The organism is Anaeromyxobacter sp. PSR-1, assembly GCF_000964525.1.
GTDB lineage: Bacteria > Myxococcota > Myxococcia > Myxococcales > Anaeromyxobacteraceae > Anaeromyxobacter.
The window spans coordinates 1-14,437 of record NZ_BAZG01000100.1; the positions used below are offsets into that span (position 1 = coordinate 1).

14 protein-coding genes are annotated in these 14,437 nt (G+C 74.4%); 8 read left to right on the forward strand and 6 right to left on the reverse strand.

Going from position 1 to position 14,437, the window contains the following annotated elements:
• On the forward strand, nt 1-246 hold a 246-nt coding region (locus PSR1_RS14635), incomplete at its 5' end, for a HEAT repeat domain-containing protein (protein WP_237757985.1).
• A 27-nt stretch (nt 247-273) separates the two neighbouring features.
• Here PSR1_RS14635 and PSR1_RS14640 read toward each other — a convergent pair.
• Complete coding sequence (locus tag PSR1_RS14640; RefSeq protein ID WP_059438253.1) at nt 274-1,257, reverse strand: quinone oxidoreductase; 984 nt, start codon at nt 1,255-1,257, stop codon at nt 274-276.
• 103 nt (nt 1,258-1,360) lie between these two features.
• Here PSR1_RS14640 and PSR1_RS14645 point away from each other — a divergent pair, with 103 nt between their 5' ends.
• Both PSR1_RS14645 and PSR1_RS14650 read left to right on the forward strand, forming a co-directional pair.
• Nucleotides 1,361-2,293, forward strand: a complete 933-nt coding sequence (locus PSR1_RS14645; RefSeq protein WP_059438254.1) for a LysR family transcriptional regulator — start codon at nt 1,361-1,363, stop codon at nt 2,291-2,293.
• Nucleotides 2,294-2,364: 71 nt separating this feature from the next.
• A complete protein-coding gene (locus PSR1_RS14650) occupies nt 2,365-3,921 on the forward strand; it encodes a leucyl aminopeptidase (RefSeq protein ID WP_059438255.1) in 1,557 nt (518 codons plus the stop codon).
• 27 nt (nt 3,922-3,948) lie between these two features.
• Here PSR1_RS14650 and PSR1_RS14655 read toward each other — a convergent pair whose 3' ends face one another.
• Nucleotides 3,949-4,230 carry a putative signal transducing protein gene (locus PSR1_RS14655; protein WP_059438256.1) on the reverse strand — a complete coding sequence of 94 codons (282 nt, stop codon included), beginning with the start codon at nt 4,228-4,230 and terminating at the stop codon, nt 3,949-3,951.
• Between the two features lie 155 nt (nt 4,231-4,385).
• Between PSR1_RS14655 and PSR1_RS14660 the strand changes: the two genes are divergently transcribed.
• The 3 genes from PSR1_RS14660 to PSR1_RS14670 all read left to right on the forward strand — a co-directional run bounded on the left by PSR1_RS14660 (nt 4,386) and on the right by PSR1_RS14670 (nt 6,649).
• Entirely contained in the window at nt 4,386-4,934 is a 549-nt protein-coding gene (locus tag PSR1_RS14660) for an inorganic diphosphatase (protein ID WP_059438257.1), read from the forward strand.
• A gap of 131 nt (nt 4,935-5,065) precedes the next feature.
• Nucleotides 5,066-5,467, forward strand: a complete 402-nt coding sequence (locus PSR1_RS14665; protein WP_059438258.1) for a bacteriohemerythrin — start codon at nt 5,066-5,068, stop codon at nt 5,465-5,467.
• Between the two features lie 69 nt (nt 5,468-5,536).
• Nucleotides 5,537-6,649: an arginase family protein gene (locus PSR1_RS14670; RefSeq protein WP_059438259.1), complete on the forward strand. Its 1,113-nt coding sequence runs from the start codon at nt 5,537-5,539 to the stop codon at nt 6,647-6,649.
• A gap of 94 nt (nt 6,650-6,743) precedes the next feature.
• On the opposite strand, the gene PSR1_RS14675 is transcribed toward PSR1_RS14670, so the two are convergent.
• Nucleotides 6,744-7,052, reverse strand: a complete 309-nt coding sequence (locus PSR1_RS14675) for a hypothetical protein (protein WP_059438260.1) — start codon at nt 7,050-7,052, stop codon at nt 6,744-6,746.
• 186 nt (nt 7,053-7,238) lie between these two features.
• Between PSR1_RS14675 and PSR1_RS14680 the strand changes: the two genes are divergently transcribed.
• The gene (locus PSR1_RS14680; protein ID WP_059438261.1) at nt 7,239-8,282 is read left to right on the forward strand and encodes a histidinol-phosphate transaminase; all 1,044 of its coding nucleotides are present in this window, start codon (nt 7,239-7,241) and stop codon (nt 8,280-8,282) included.
• Nucleotides 8,283-8,323: 41 nt separating this feature from the next.
• On the opposite strand, the gene PSR1_RS14685 is transcribed toward PSR1_RS14680, so the two are convergent.
• Entirely contained in the window at nt 8,324-9,160 is an 837-nt protein-coding gene (locus PSR1_RS14685) for an AraC family transcriptional regulator (protein WP_059438262.1), read from the reverse strand.
• Between the two features lie 106 nt (nt 9,161-9,266).
• Here PSR1_RS14685 and PSR1_RS14690 point away from each other — a divergent pair, with 106 nt between their 5' ends.
• Nucleotides 9,267-10,013 carry an SDR family oxidoreductase gene (locus PSR1_RS14690; protein WP_059438263.1) on the forward strand — a complete coding sequence of 249 codons (747 nt, stop codon included), beginning with the start codon at nt 9,267-9,269 and terminating at the stop codon, nt 10,011-10,013.
• 52 nt (nt 10,014-10,065) lie between these two features.
• On the opposite strand, the gene PSR1_RS14695 is transcribed toward PSR1_RS14690, so the two are convergent.
• Together PSR1_RS14695 and PSR1_RS14700 are read right to left on the reverse strand one after the other, a co-directional pair.
• Nucleotides 10,066-13,350 carry an efflux RND transporter permease subunit gene (locus PSR1_RS14695; protein WP_059438264.1) on the reverse strand — a complete coding sequence of 1,095 codons (3,285 nt, stop codon included), beginning with the start codon at nt 13,348-13,350 and terminating at the stop codon, nt 10,066-10,068.
• Nucleotides 13,351-13,353: 3 nt separating this feature from the next.
• Nucleotides 13,354-14,437 (reverse strand): efflux RND transporter periplasmic adaptor subunit (locus PSR1_RS14700; RefSeq protein ID WP_059438265.1); only part of this gene is annotated, 1,084 nt, incomplete at its 5' end.

Here is a 14,437-nt window from a genome sequence, read left to right on the forward strand (position 1 = left end):
GAGGAGGAGGTGGAGCGGCAGGCGGCGTACGGCGCGCTCCTCGCCGACCCGGACTGCGACGTGCGCCGCGCCGCCGCCCGCCGCCTGGGCGAGCTGGCCGATCCGGCCGCGCTGCCCCGGCTGCGCGAGGCGGCCGCCGCCCGCGCCGAGAAGCGCGGGCTGTTCGGCTCACCAGCACCCGCGTCCCCGCCTGCGGCGCGCCCGAGGCGGCCGACGGCCGTCCGCCGCATCGAGGCGGCGCAGTAGCGGCGCCGCGCCGGGGGGCGCCCGCCCTCAGCGGGACGGCTTCAGCACGATCGCGCCGTCGTGGCGGCCGCCCTCGAGCGCGCGATGCGCCTCCGCCGCGTCGCGCAGCGCGTAGCGCGCCGCCACCGGCACGCGCACGCCGTCCCGCCAGGCGGCGAGCACCGCCGCGGCGCCCTCGCGGTAGCGTGCCGCGTCCTCCATGAAGCGGAGCACGCTCGGCCGCGCCAGCGCGACGGAGCGCGCCCTCGCGAGCTCGGCGAGCGCCGCCGGCGCCGCGTCGCCGCCGACCTGGCCGATGCTGGCCAGCGTGCCGGAGGGGCGCACGGCGTCGAGCGAGCGGCGCAGCGTGTCGCCGCCGACGCCGTCGATCGCGAGCGCCACGCCCTCGCCGCCCGTCCAGTCGCGCACCGCCTGCACGAAGTCCTCGGCGCGATAGTTCACCGCGCGGTCCAGCCCGTTCGCGCGGGCGACCTCGGCCCTGGCCGCGCTGCTGACCGTGCCGATCGTGCGCAGGCCGAGCCGCTTCGCCCATCGCGTGAGCAGCAGGCCGAGCCCGCCGGCGGCGGCGTGGATCAGCACCGCGTCGCCGGCGCGCAGCGACGCCCCGCGGGCGAGCAGCATGTGCGCGGTCGTGCCGCGCAGCAGCAGCACCGCGGCGTCGTCGTCGCCGAGGGTGGCCGGCAGGCGCACCAGGCGATCCGCGGCGATCAGCCGGTGGCCGACGTAGCCGCCCGGCGGGCCGCCGGCCCAGGCGACGCGGTCGCCGACGGCGACGCCCTCGACGCCGGCGCCGACCGCCTCGACCACGCCGGCGGCCTCGACGCCGAGCACCGCCGGGCCCGGCGGCAGCGGATGGCGGCCGCTGCGGTGGTACACGTCCACGTAGTTCACGCCGATGGCGGCATGGCGCAGCAGCGCCTCGCCCGGACCGGGCGCGGCGAGGTGGATGCGGGCCGGCTGCAGCGCGGCGGCGCCGCCGGGCTGGTGCAGGTGGATGGCTTCGGTGTGCATGGGGGTTGGCTCCCTGGGTCGTGGATGGCGGCACGATAGGCCGTGCGCCCGCACACGGAACCTCCAGGAGACCGCCCATCCGGTGTGCGAAAATGCACGGACGATGCTGGACTGGGACGACCTGAGGCACTTCGTGGCGGTGGCGCGGCTGGGCAGCCTGTCCGCCGCCGCGCGCGAGCTGCGCGTCGAGCACACCACCGTGGCGCGGCGCGTGGACGCGCTGGAGGCGACGCTCGGCGTGCGCCTGTTCGACCGACTGGCGCGCGGGTGGCGCCCGACCGTCGAGGGCGAGCGGCTGCTGGAGCCGGCGCGGCGGCTCGAGGACGACGCGCTCGCCTTCGAGCGCCAGGCGCTGGGCAGCGCGCCCCTGTCCGGCACGGTGCGGGTCTCGGTGCCGCCCAGCCTGGCCACCGCGCTGCTGGCGCGCGACCTGGACGCGCTGCGCGGCGGGCACGCCGGCATCGTGGTGGAGCTGGTGGCCGAGACGCGCAGCGCCAGCCTCGACCGCCGCGAGGCCGACCTGGCGTTGCGCCTGCAGCGCCCGTCGGCGCCCGGGCTGGTGGTGCGCCGCGTCGCCGAGCTGCGCTACGCCGCCTACGCGACCCCGGCCTACCTCGCCGCGCACGCGCCCTCCGGCTGGCGGTTCCTCGGCTACGACGACAGCCTGCGCGAGGTGCCGCAGCAGCAGTGGCTGGAGCGCCGCGCCGGGGCGCGTCCGTTCGCGCTGCGCAGCAACGACCTCGCGGTGATCCACGCCGCGGCGGCGGCCGGGGGAGGCGTCGCGGCCTTGCCGGCCTTCCTCGGGGCCGCCGACCCGGCGCTGGTGCAGGTCGACGTGGGCGGCGCGCCGCCGCCGCGCACGCTGTGGCTCGTGATGCACGCGGACGTGCGGCGCTCGCAGCGCGTCGCCGCGGTCGCAGAGGCGCTGGGCGCCTGGCTGGAGCGCGAGGCGGCGTGGCTGCGCGACGGCGTCGCGCCCGCGACCGGCCCGCGCGCCGGCGCCGGGGCGAGGCGGCGGAGGACGCGGCGGCGCTGAACGCCATCGAGGCGGCGCCGTCGCCCTCCCCGTGCTAAACGACGCCTCCACACACCCGTGGAGGAGCACGCATGTCCCGAGGCATCGAGCGGATCGCGGTGAGGGCGGCAGGGGCGGCGCCGGCGGAGGCGGAGGCCGACGCGCTGGCGCTGCCGGTGTTCGAGGACGAGGTCCGCGGCGGCGGGACCGGCGCGGTGAAGGACCTCGACCGCCTCCTGGACGGCGCACTGCTCGCGGCCGCCCGCGCCGAGCGGTTCGCAGGGAAGGCCGGGCAGGAGCTCGCGCTGCCGACGCTGGGGCGCGCCCGGGCCGGCCGCGTGGTGCTGATGGGGATGGGCGCGCGCGCGAAGGCGCTGGAGGCCTGGGCGCGCGACGGGTACGAGGCGCTGCGGGCCGCCGCGGGCAGGGCGGCGCGCGGCGCGGGGAAGGCCGGCGCGCGCACGCTCGCGCTCGCCGCGCCGGAGCTGGACGGCGACGCGCTCCCCGGCGCCGCCCGCGCGCTCGCCGAGGGCGCGCTCCTCGGCACCTACCGGTTCTCCCGCTACAAGAAGGACGATCCGGCGCGGACGCCCGGCGTGTCGGAGGTGTCGGTGCTGGTGCCGCCGTCGCAGGAGAGGGCCCGCGCGGTGAAGGACGCGCTCGAGCTCGCCCGCCGGCTCGCGGGCGCGGTGGCGTGGGCGCGGGATCTCGTGAACCTGGGCCCGGCCGACTGCACGCCGGAGCTGCTCGCGCGCGCGGCCTCCGAGGTGGCGCGGCGTGCCGGCCTCGCCGTGGAGGTGCGCGGGCCGAAGGAGATCCAGGCCCTGAAGATGGGGATGTTCCTGGGCGTCACGCGCGGCTCGGCGGAGCCGCCGCGGCTGGTGAAGGTGAGCTGGGTGCCGCGCGGCGCCGCCGGGCGGAAGGCGCCGGTGGTGCTCGTCGGCAAGGCCATCACCTTCGACTCGGGCGGCCTCTCGCTGAAGCCCACCGAGAGCATGGTCACCATGAACACCGACATGGCGGGCAGCGCCGCGGTGCTCGGCGCCATGCAGGTCGTCGCCGCGCTGAAGCCCCCGTTCCCGGTGCACGCGGTGCTGGGCGCCTGCGAGAACATGCCGGGCGGCCGCGCCTACAAGCCGTCCGACGTGCTCGTGGCGCACGACGGCCAGACCGTCGAGATCACCAACACCGACGCGGAGGGGCGGCTGGTGCTCGGGGACGTCCTGTCCTGGGCGGCGGACACCCTGAAGCCCGCGGCCATGATCGACGTGGCGACGCTCACCGGCGCCTGCATCGTGGCGCTCGGCAACGGCACCGCCGGCCTGTTCGGCCCGGACGGCCCGGTCGCGGACGGCGTGCTCGCGGCGGCGCGCGCGGCCGGCGAGGACGTGTGGCGGCTGCCCATGACCGAGGCGCTGAAGGACCAGCTCAAGAGCGACCGCGCCGACCTCAAGAACACCGGCGAGCGCTGGGGCGGCGCCATCACCGCTGCCCACTTCCTCCACGCGTTCGCGAAGGACGCGCCCTGGGCGCACCTCGACATCGCCGGGCCGTCGCACACCGGCAAGGAGCAGGGCTACGTCGCGAAGGGCGGGACCGGCTTCGCGGTCCGGACCCTGGTCGAGTTCGTGCGCGCCTGGAAGGCGTGAGCGGCCGCATTCACGCCCGGTGAGGCCTCACTCGCGCTCGCCCGGCGCGCCGCCGGGCGGGAGCGGGGCGTCCTCGGTGCCGGCCGCGTCCGGCGCCGCGAGCACCTCGCGCGCCTTCTCCAGCTCGTCCGGCAGGACGAGCAGCACCAGCCCGCCGTTCGCGAGCGCGATCGGCGGGAGCAGCGACGCGAGCGGCCGGTCCTGCACCACCGCCTCGATGCCCTCGGCCTCGAGCAGGCCGAGCGCGACCTCGGCCTCGGAGAGGCTCTCGAACGACGCCACCGGGACGAGCTCCTGGTTCTCGTGCATCGCGCGCCTCCTCGCCCCCGAGGATACCGCCGCCGGGGCCCGCGCGCAGGCCGACCCCGCGGCGCACGGCCGGCCGCCCGCCGAGCGGGGACACCGGTCGGGTCCCCACCGGTCATGCAATTGCCCGGCGGGGCGTGCCCCGGCATGTGGAGAGGATGACCGACCTCGCCCGGCTCCCCCCGCGCGACGAGCGCGGCGCGCTGCGCGTGGTCGTGGAGTCGCCGCGCGGCGCCACCCTGAAGCTGAAGTACGACGCGGAGCTGGGCGTGGTGACGGTCTCGCGCCCGCTGCCGCTCGGGCTCGCCTACCCGTACGACTGGGGGTTCGTCCCGGGGACGCGCGCGCCGGACGGCGACCCGGTGGACGCGCTCGTCTACTGGGACGCGGTGAGCTTCCCCGGCGTGGTGGTGCCGTGCCGCCCGGTGGGCGTGGTGCGCCTGGAGCAGGACTCGAAATCGAACGGCCGCGTGCGCAACGACCGCATCCTGGCGGTGCCGGTGAAGCACCCGCGAGGCGACGACCTGCGCTCGCCGGACGACCTTCCCGCGCGGGTCCGCGACGAGATCGCGCAGTTCTTCCTGTCGGCCATCTTCTTCGAGCCGAAGAACCCGGCGCTGCTGGGCTGGGGCGGGCCGGAGGAGGCCGAACGCCTGGTGGACGGCTGCACCCGGGCGCTCGGGGCCGTGGCGCGGCGCCGCTCCTGATCCAGCGCAAGCCGCGGCGCTCCCCCGCGCCGATCGCGCGCGGGTGGGGTGGGCCGGAGGCCGGCCCCTGCGGTACTCTCGGCGTTCACCGGGCGGGCGCTGCGCGCCCCGATGAGCGAGCGAGGAGAGCCATGATCGCGTGGACGCCGGCCCTGGCGGTCGGGATCGAGGAGATCGACGCGCAGCACCAGGAGCTGTTCCGCCGCGCCGAGCGCTTCGTGTCCAGCCTGGGCCAGACCTCGCGGCAGGAGGTCGGCATCCTGCTCTCGTACCTGCGCCTCTATTGCGTGACGCACTTCGGGGCCGAGGAGTCCTGGATGCGGCAGGTGGAGTACCCGGGCTACGCGCAGCACAAGGCGGAGCACGACGGCTTCGTCGCGAGCCTGATCGCGCTCTCCGACGAGCACGAGAAGCGCGGCGGGCCCGGGCTGCAGGCGGCGCGCGTCTCCACCTTCGTCGAGCGGTGGCTCCAGGACCACGTCACCGGCACCGACGTCGCGTTCGCGAAGTTCGTCCTGTCGCGGTCCGAGTAGGTTCGCGCCGGCGCGCCGCGCCCCCGCCGCGGAGGTGCGCCGTCGCCCGCGCGGGGCTAACCTCCGGGCGTGAACCTCACCGACACGCTCGCGCTCCTCCTCCGCCCCGCCGGCGGCGGCATCCACCTCGTCTCCAGCGGCAAGTCCGAGCAGCTCGCGCTCCAGCGCCGGCTCTACGGCGCCGACGACGAGGCCGAGATCCGCGCGCGCTGGCGCGAGGACCTGGAGCGCGCCGCCACCGCCCGCGCGGTGGTGCTCGGGATCCCCTCCGACGTGGGGGCGGGCTTCCGCCGCGGCGCGAACCTGGGGCCGGCCGCCATCCGCGAGCGGCTGCTCGAGGACGATCCGTCGCGAAGCGCGCGCGACCGCGCCGACGGCGTGGTGGACCTCGGCGACGTGTTCGTGGTCCCGCAGCTCCTCCACGACGACATGCTGGGCGAGGCGCAGCTCGCCGCCAGCCGGCGCGCGCTCTACCCGGACCTGCCGGCGGAGGAGGCGGCGCTTCTGCCGGTGTCGCCGCTCTCCATCGCGGAGCGGGCGCTCGCGCTCGTGCTCGAGGCGAACCCGCGCGCCCGCGTGTTCGCGGTGGGCGGCGATCACTCCACCGCGTGGCCGGTGGTGAAGGCGCTCGCGCCGCGCTGGCCCGGCATGGGCATCGTGCAGATCGACGCGCACACCGACCTGCTCGAGGACCGGCTCGGGATCCGCTACTGCTTCGGCACCTGGTCGTACCACGCGAACGAGCTGGTGGGCCGCGGCGGGCGGCTGGTGCAGGTGGGCACGCGCGCCTCCGGGCGCGACCGCGCGCACTGGGAGTCCACGCTCGGCGTGCGGCAGTTCTGGGCCGCCGACGTGCTCGCCGACCCGCGCGCCGCGCTGGACCAGATCCTGGCGCACGTGAAGGCGACCGGCGTCTCCTCGGTCTACTTCTCGAACGACATCGACGGGACCGACCAGGAGTGGGCCGACGCCACCGGCACGCCGGAGCCGGGCGGCCTCACGCCGGCGTTCGTCTCGTCGCTCGTCCGCCGGCTGGGGAGCGAGGTGGGGCTCGCGGGCGGCGACGTCATGGAGGTCGCGCCGGGGATCGTGGGCGGCGAGGGCGCGGGGCCGCGCACGGTCGGGCTCGCGGCGGGCTACCTCGCCGAGACCATCGACGCGGCGCTCGGCCGGACCCGGTGAGCGCCGCGGGGGCCCCAGGGACGGCAAGGCCCCGGCGCCTCGCGGTGCCGGGGCCCTCCTGCGGATGCCGGACGTTGCCTCGGAGCTCGGGCCGCTAGGCCTTCTCGTCGGCCTTCTTCGCGGCCGGGGTGGTGGCGCCGAGGAGCGCGCCCACCGCCGCGCCGGCGGCCGCGCCGGCCACCGCGAAGAGCGAGGCGACCGCGGTGACGCCGAGGACCATGCCGAAGACGATGAGCGCCTTCACGCCGATCGAGGCGGTGACCGGGGTGCCGAAGATGCCGCCGGCGAGCAGCACGCCCGCGTAGCCGCCGTAGAGGAGCGCGGGGAGGAGCGCGACCGCGAGGAAGACCGCGAGACCGATGCCGGCGCCGACGAGAGCGGGGACCTTGTTCTTGTTCGCCATGACCTTCTCCTTTTTCGCTGGGGCCGTCCGTCCGGCCATCCGCCCCCTCGTTGTGCACGGCCCCTGCCAGCCCGCCCCGCCCCGGATCTCGCGGGGTTGCGCGCCGACGTGTCGGGAGTTCCCGACCCGGCCTCCGACCGTCCCGACTGGGGGAGGTCTGCGCGTCCGTGTGGTAGGTTCTCGCGCGTGAACGCGTTCAAGCCCCACCTCGCCTCGGTCGCCGACTACCCGTACGCGAAGGTCGACGCGCGCCTGAAGCTCGACCAGAACGAGAGCCCCGACGACCTCCCCCCCGAGCTGAAGGCCCGCGCGCTGGAGCGCATCGCCCGCGCCGCCTGGAACCGCTACCCGGAGCTGCACGCCGAGGACGTGCGGGACGCCGTGGCGCGGCACGAGGGCTGGGACCCGCAGGGCGTGGTGCTCGCGCCGGGCTCGAACCTGCTCGTGCTGGCGCTCACGCAGGCCGCGCGCACCGTCGTCGACACGGTGCCGGCGTTCCCCTACTACAAGGGCGGCAGCATCGCGACCGGCACGCCGTGGCGCGGCATCCCGCTCGCGCCGGGGTTCACCATCCCCATGGACGCGCTGCTCGCCGCCATGGACGGCGCCGGCGGCGTCCTGTTCCTCCCCAACCCGCACGCGCCCACCGGCCAGCTCTTCGCGACCGGCGACGTGGAGCGGCTCGCCGAGCGCGCCCGCCAGCAGGGCTGGGTGCTGGTGGTGGACGAGGCGTACCACGCGTTCGCGGGGAGCGACGCGCGCCCGCTGGCGCGCGCCAACGGCCACGTGGCGGTGCTGCGCACCTTCTCGAAGTCCTGGTGCCTGGGCGGCGTCCGCGCCGGCTACCTGCTCGCGTCGCCGGGCGTGGCGGCGGTGGTCCGCGCCTGCCTGCCGCCGTTCTGCATCCCGGTCCACACCGGCGCCATCCTGCAGACGGTGCTCGAGTCGCCCGGCTACGTCGGCGAGCTGGTGACGCGGATCCAGGCCGAGCGCGCCCGCGTGCTCGAGGCCCTCTCCGCGCACCGGACCTGGCGGCCCTACCCCAGCGCCGCGAACTACCTGCTCGTCCGCACGCCGGACGCGAAGGCGGCCTGGGATCACCTGCTCTCGCGCGGCATCCTGGTCCGCCGCCAGGACCACTACGCCGGGCTGGAGGGCTGCATCCGGATCACCATCGGCACGCGCGCCGAGAACGACGCGCTGCTGGCGGCGGCGGCCGAGGCGCGGTAGGCGCGCGGGGATCGGCGCCGGGCTGCCGGGCGGCCCCCGGCTCACGCGCGAGCGCGCGCGATGCTCCCCGGGGTGACGCCCAGCACGCGCCGCATGCACCTCGCCATGTGGCTCTGGTGCGCGAACCCGGCCTGCAGCGCGACCTCGCCGGACGTCAGGCCGCCTCGCAGCAGCAGCGTCTTCGCCCGCTCCACCCGGCGCTGCACGACGTACGCGTGGACGGGCACCCCCATGGCACGCCTGAACAGCACCTTGAAGTGCGGCGCGCTCACGCCCGCCTCGCGCGCGAGCCGCGCGATCGAGAGGTCCGCGTCGAGGTGCGCATCGACGCAGTCGACCACCCGACGAAGCTGGTCCTTCGAGAGGCCGCCGCGTGGAACGGTCGCCGCGCGGTGCCGGGAGAGCAGATGCACCGCGAGCGCCAGGCCCAGGCTCTCGCGGAAGAGCATCCCGTTCGCGAAGCCCGCGCGCCGCTCCGCCTCGAGCGCCCAGGCGATGTGCTCGATCCGGACGTCGCGGAGGTGATAGCGCGGGGCGATGCTCGCCCGGCCGGGATCGAGGCCCATCTCCTCCGCGACCCGCCGCACGAGCGGGTCCGGCACGCGAACGTCCACCGTCCGGCTCTCGTCGTCCTCGGTCCAGGCGTCGGAGACGCCCGCGGGGAAGACGTTCACCTCGCCGCGCGTCCGGATGGACGGCGCGCCGTTCGCGGGGCAGGAGACGCGAACCGGGCGCCCGGCGTGCACGCTGACGTGATGGTCCGCGATCGCGGGGTGCACGAGGTCGCCCGCGGGCGTCACGCGCAGCTCGACGCCGACGACGCTGCGATGGCTCGCGGCGCGGAGGCCCGCTCCGCGCGGGTCGGATGGTCCGTTCATGCAGAGGGTCCTAATCCGTTCGTGCTCCCGGATCATCCGGCCGTGGGCGCGCAGCGGCGCAGGGCCCGGTAAGTGAGCCCTCCATTCACGAACAGGAGCGTCTTTCATGGAGAGGTTCAACGGCAGGAAGGCCGTCGTCACCGGCGGCACGGCAGGCATCGGGCTGGCGATCGCCAGGGCGCTGCTCGAGGACGGCGCCGAGGTGCTGGTCACCGGAAGCACCGAGCAGGGCCTGCAGGCGGCGCGGCGCGAGCTCGGACCGCGCGCGCGGGTCGTGCGCTCCGACACCTCGAAGCTCGCCGACATCGCCGCGCTCGGCGCGCTCGTCGAGCGGGAGCTCGGCCGGATCCACGCCGCCTTCGTCAACGCCGGGTTCTCGAAGCTGACCCCGTTCGATCGCGTCACCGAGGAGGAGTACGACCGCACCTTCGCGGTCAACACGAAGGGCGCCTACTTCACGGCGCAGCGGCTCGCGCCGCTCGTGCACGACGGCGGCGCGTTCGTCTTCACGACCTCCGTCGCCGACGAGCTCGGCGTACCCAGCCTGAGCGCCTACTCGGGGGCGAAGGCGGCGGTCCGGTCGTTCGTGCGGACGTTCGCCACGGAGCTGCTGCCGCGCGGGATCCGCGTGAACGCGGTGAGCCCGGGCTTCACCGCGACCCCGACGCTGGGCGTGACCGGTGCGTCGAAGGAGGAGGTCGCGGCGTTCGAGAAGGAGGGGAACGAGCTCACGCCCATGGGGCGGATCGGGTCGCCGGGCGAGGTGGCGCGCGCGGCGCTGTTCCTCGCCTTCGACGCGACGTTCACCACCGGGGCGGAGCTCCCGGTGGACGGCGGGCTGTCGCAGCTGTGACCGGAAGCGGGGTTCCGCAGTGGGCGGGACCCCGCTTCGCCTCGCCCCGCCCCTACGCCGCCGCGACCTCCGCCTCCTCCGGCAGCGGCTTGCCGAGCTCGCGCTTCTTCCACAGGAAGTAGACGGCCGGGTAGACGAGCAGCTCGAGCAGGAACGAGGTCACGAGGCCGCCGACCATGGGCGCGGCGATGCGCTTCATGAGGTCGGCGCCGGTGCCGGTGGACCACATGATGGGCAAGAGGCCCATCATCGCGGCGAACACCGTCATGGCCTTCGGGCGGACGCGCTTCACCGCGCCGTGGATGATGGCCTCGACCAGCCCGTCCTCGTCCTTCACCAGCCCCTTCTTGCGGTACTCGTCGTAGGAGAGGTCGAGGAAGAGCAGCATGAACACGCCGGTCTCGGCGTCGAGGCCCATGAGCGCGATGAGGCCCACCCAGACCGCGATCGAGACGTTGTAGTCGAGCAGCCACAGCAGCCACACCGCGCCGATGGCCGAGAACGGCACCGCCAGCATCACCAGCGACGCCTTGAACGCGCTCTTCGTGTTCATGTAGAGCAGCGCGAAGATGAGCACGAGCGTCACCGGGATGATGAGCTTCAGCCGCTCCTTCACCCGGATCATGTTCTCGTACTGGCCGCTCCAGGAGATGGCGTAGCCCGGCGGCGGCTTCACCAGCTCGGCCACCTTCGCCTTCGCCTGGTCCACGTACCGGCCCACGTCCACCTTGGACGTGTCGAAGTCCACGTACACGTAGCCGGCCAGCAGCCCGTTCTCGTCGCGGATCATCGACGGGCCCTGCGCCAGCACCACGTCGGCGATCTCCTCCATGGGGATCTGCCCCTGCCCGTTCGGCAGCGGCAGCAGCACCCGCTTCAGCGCGTCCAGGTCCTCGCGGTAGTCGCGCGCGTACCGGACGTTCACGCCGTAGCGCTCGCGCCCCATCACCGTGGTGGTCTGGTTGTCCCCGCCCACCGCGGTCATCACCAGCATGTTGGCCGCGTCCACCGACAGGCCGTAGCGGGCGAGCTGCTCGCGCTTCAGCACGAAGTCGAGGAAGTAGCCGCCGGCCACGCGCTCCGCGTAGACGCTGCGCGTCCCGGGCACGTGCTGCACCGCCGACTCGATGTCCTTCGCCACCTTCTCCACCGTGGCGAGGTCCGCGCCGGCCACCTTGATGCCCACCGGCGTGCGGATGCCGGTGGAGAGCATGTCGAGGCGCCCCTTGATCGGCATGGTCCAGGCGTTGGAGATGCCGGGGAGCCGGAGCGCCTCGTCCATCTCGGAGATGAGGTGGTCCTCGGTGATCCGGTCGCGCCAGACCGTGCGCAGCACGCCCTTCAGCCACTCCGGCGCCCACGAGGAGTACCAGCGCGGCTGCTCGCGCCACTGCGCCTCCGGCTTCAGCACGATGGTGGTCTCCATCATGGTGAACGGGGCCGGGTCGGTGGAGGTGTTGGCGCGGCCGGCCTTGCCGAACACGCGCTCGACCTCGGGGAAGGTCTTCAGGATCTTGTCCTGCACCTGCAGCGCGCGCTGCGCCTCGGCGACCGACATGCCCGGCTCCACCGCCGACGGCATGTAGAGGATGGTCCCCTCGCGCAGCGGCGGCATGAACTCGTGGCCGAGCGCGAGGTACGCCGGGATCGAGGTGGCGACGAGCAGCGCCGCCACGACCAGCGTGGTCTTCGCGTGCTTCACCACGAACCGGCAGGGCGGCTCGTAGATGCGGTGCAGGAAGCGGCTGATGGGGTGCCGCTCCTCCGAGTAGTACTTGCCCACCAGCACCTGGTTCGCGACCCAGGCCACCGGGCGCGGGCGGAAGCGGAACGGCTCGACGCGGGCGAACAGCATGCGCATGGCCGGGTCGAGCGTGATGGCGAGCAGCGCCGCGATCGCCATGGCCAGGTTCTTGGAGTAGGCGAGCGGGCGGAAGAGCCGGCCCTCCTGGTCCACCAGGGTGAACACCGGCATGAACGCGACGGCCACCACCAGCAGCGAGAAGAAGACGCCCGGGCCCACCTCCAGCAGCGCCTCCAGGCGGACCTTGTGGAAGTCGCCCTTCTTCCCGTCGGCGATCCAGTGGTGGATCTTGTTGTACGCGTTCTCCACCTCGACGATGGCGCCGTCCACCAGCACGCCGATGGAGATGGCGATGCCCGCGAGCGACATGAGGTTCGCGTTCAGGCCCATGAAGTACATGGGGATGAAGGCGAGCGCGACCGACACCGGGATGGTGACGATGGGCACGATGGCGGACGGCACGTGCCAGAGGAAGACCAGGATCACCAGCGAGACGATGAGGATCTCCTCGAGGAGCTTCCCCTTCACGTTCTCGATGGCCTTGCCGATGAGCTCGGAGCGGTCGTAGGTGGTCACCACCTCCACGCCCTTCGGCAGCGACGGCTTCACCTCCTCGAGCTTCGCCTTCACCCGCTCGATGACGTTGAGCGCGTTCTCGCCGGCGCGCATCACCACGATGCCGCCGACCACGTCGCCCTCGCCGTCGAGGTCGGCGATGCCGCGGCGCATCTCCGGGCCGAGCGCCACGGTGGCCACGTCCTTCACCAGCACCGGCGTGCCGCCCTCCGCGCGCAGCACCAGGTTCTCGAGGTCCTGGATCGACTTCACGTAGCCGCGGCCGCGGACCATGTACTCGCGCCCGGACAGCTCCACCAGGCGGCCGCCCACGTCGTTGTTGCCGCTGCGGACGGCCTGCACCACCGCGTCGATGGGCAGCCCGTAGGACGCGAGCGCGTTCGGGTTGACGGTGATCTGGTACTGGCGCACCTGGCCGCCGACGGTCGCGACCTCCGACACGCCCGGCACGCTCTGGACGGCGTAGCGCAGGAACCAGTCCTGCGTGGAGCGCAGCTCGTCGGAGGTGTGCTTCCCGGTGCGATCCACCAGCGCGTACTGGAACACCCAGCCCACGCTGGTGGCGTCGGGTCCGAGCTCGGTGGTCACCCCCTGCGGCAGCTGCGGGGTGATCTTGGACAGGTACTCGAGGACGCGGGTGCGCGCCCAGTACATGTCGGTCCCGTCCTCGAAGATCACGTAGACGTAGCTGAAGCCGAAGTCCGAGAAGCCGCGGACCGCCTTCACCCGCGGCGCGCCCAGCAGCGCCGAGGTGATGGGGTAGGTCACCTGGTCCTCGATGATGTCCGGGCTGCGATCCCACTTCGAGTAGACGATGACCTGCGTGTCGGACATGTCCGGCAGCGCGTCGAGCGGGATGTTCTTCATCGTCCACCACGCGCCGACCAGCGTGACGATCGTGGCGCCGAGGACGATGAACGGGTTGTGCGCCGAGAAGCTGATGATGCGCTTGATCATGGCCTAGTGGCCCCCGTGCTGCGCGTGGTCGCCGGCGCCGGCCGCGGGCGCGGCGGCGGGGGGCGCACCGGCCGCGCCGGGCGGCGCGGGCTTCGCGCCCGAGGCCATGGCCGCGAGCGACGCGCGCAGCCGGGACTCGGAGTCCACCAGGAAGTTCGCGCCGGTCACCACCTGCTCGCCCTCGCGCAGGCCCTCCACCACCTCGACGTGGCGGCCGTCGCCGTCGCCGAGCCGCACCTCGCGCGGCTGGAACCGGCCCTCGCCCGCGGCCACGAACACCACCTTCTGCGTGCCGGAGTCGATGACCGCGTCGGCCGGGATCACCAGGCCCTCGGTCCGCGCGCCGTGCAGCAGCACCTCGCCGAACATCTCCGGCTTCAGCTCGCCGCCCGGGTTCGCGAACTCGATGCGCACCTTGGCGGTGCGCGTCTTGGGATCGAGCAGCGGGTCGATGAACACGACCTTCCCCTTGAACGGGCGGTTCGGGTACGCCTTCAGCGAGAGCGTGGCGGGCAGGCCCACCTTCACGTGCCTGAGCTCGCTCTCGTACACGTCCGCCAGCACCCACACGCGGGAGAGGTCCACGATCTCGAACGGCATCGAGCCGGCCTCGATGCGCATGCCGGGGACGATGTCGCGCTTGGTGATGACGCCGCTCGCCGGCGCGTGGAAGGTGAGGTCCTTGCGGGCCTCGCCGGTCTTCTCCAGCCGGGCGATCTCCGCCGCCGGCACGTCCCACAGCTCCAGCTTGCGCCGGGCCGCCTGCACCAGCGCGGTCCCGGCGCCCTCCGCGCCGCCCTGCGCGAGCGAGCGGCTGGTGCGGAGCGCGAGCAGGTACTCCTCCTGCGCGGCCAGGAGCTCGGGGCTGTACATCGCGAAGAGCGGCTCGCCCCGGCGAACGGTCTTGCCGATGAACGTGGAGTGGTCGTGCTCGACGAAGCCGCCGACCTTCACGTTGAGGTGGTGCACGCGGGTCTCGTCGATGGCGACGCGGCCGGCGGTGCGCCAGGCGCCGCCGACCTCGCCCCGGATCACCGGCGCGGTGCGCAGCCCGATGAGCTGCTGGCGGGAGGGCTCGATGGTCACG